At 29.5% G+C, this 897-nt stretch carries 2 protein-coding genes and 1 pseudogene; all 3 read right to left on the bottom strand.

Going from position 1 to position 897, the window contains the following annotated elements; translation table 11 throughout:
• Positions 1–181, bottom strand: a 181-nt coding sequence (locus tag HMPREF9071_RS11680; protein ID WP_009401569.1) for a reprolysin-like metallopeptidase, incomplete at its 3' end; no start/stop codon positions are given.
• Between the two features lie 119 nt (positions 182–300).
• A complete protein-coding gene (locus tag HMPREF9071_RS12315) occupies positions 301–633 on the bottom strand; it encodes a hypothetical protein (protein WP_009401574.1) in 333 nt (110 codons plus the stop codon).
• Positions 634–678: 45 nt separating this feature from the next.
• Positions 679–897 (bottom strand): annotated as a pseudogene (locus HMPREF9071_RS12585) (hypothetical protein); the annotation flags it as partial.

Consider the following 897-nt stretch of genomic DNA (forward strand, 5'->3'; position numbering starts at 1 on the left):
AAATAGTATTTTGGCTATAATCCATTATATTTTCTGTTTTACCTTCTTTAAAAATATACTTAGATACAAATGTTCTATTTTCTTGGTCTATTAGCAATTCTTGAAATGAATGAACTAAACCTAATGTATGTCCAATTTCGTGTACTATTGTTGTGTCTTTAATTTTGTCGTTATCAAGCAAAATTATAAATCTACCTTCTTTTAAAGGTTCATCACTATATGCTTGGAAATTATATATATCCTGTTTTAATACAAGTGGAATTAAGAATACTACAACTCCTTTACAATTGGAGTTAGTTCTTAACTATTTAATATTTCTTTTATTGCGGGGTTTATTAATTTCCATTGCCATTGATAGAGAGCAACTCCTTCGTTTAGATAATCCATCACATTATCTGTTTCTTGCCCTTTATAAATAAAGTCATCACTATTTTTTTGAAAAGTATGATCTAACCCAATACTGTGCAAAACTTCGTGTGCAGCAGTTTGCTCACCAGCATTAGAAGCTGCCAACTCAAAAATTATATCACGGCTCTGTAAAGATATAATCAAGTCTTTCATCCTCTTCACCAAACGCTGCTCTATATCTTTTTGCGTACTCTTGTTTTGAAATCTGTTTTCCAGAAATTGCATCTATAAAATAATGTAGATCACAATTTCTTTCTGGATATGAACAATCTAGATGACTATCCTCTTCTTTTTTTTGTTTTTCTTTTTTTGTTTTTCTTTTTTTGCTAATTCTATATATTTCTCTAAACATTTATCTTCTGGGTAACCGCCTTTTATGATAGCCTCCCACATATTCATTTCTTCTACATAATATAATTGAAATCCAAAATAATTTGTTCCTTTAATATCAACAATTCTACCTTTTCCCGTTTTAAGGTTGATATGCCC

Source organism: Capnocytophaga sp. oral taxon 338 str. F0234 (assembly GCF_000192225.1).
GTDB lineage: Bacteria > Bacteroidota > Bacteroidia > Flavobacteriales > Flavobacteriaceae > Capnocytophaga.

Bases quoted from the DNA above. Each gene is read 5' to 3' on its own strand.
- HMPREF9071_RS12315 (WP_009401574.1), bottom strand. From the start codon at position 633: ATGCAATTTCTGGAAAACAGATTTCAAAACAAGAGTACGCAAAAAGAT.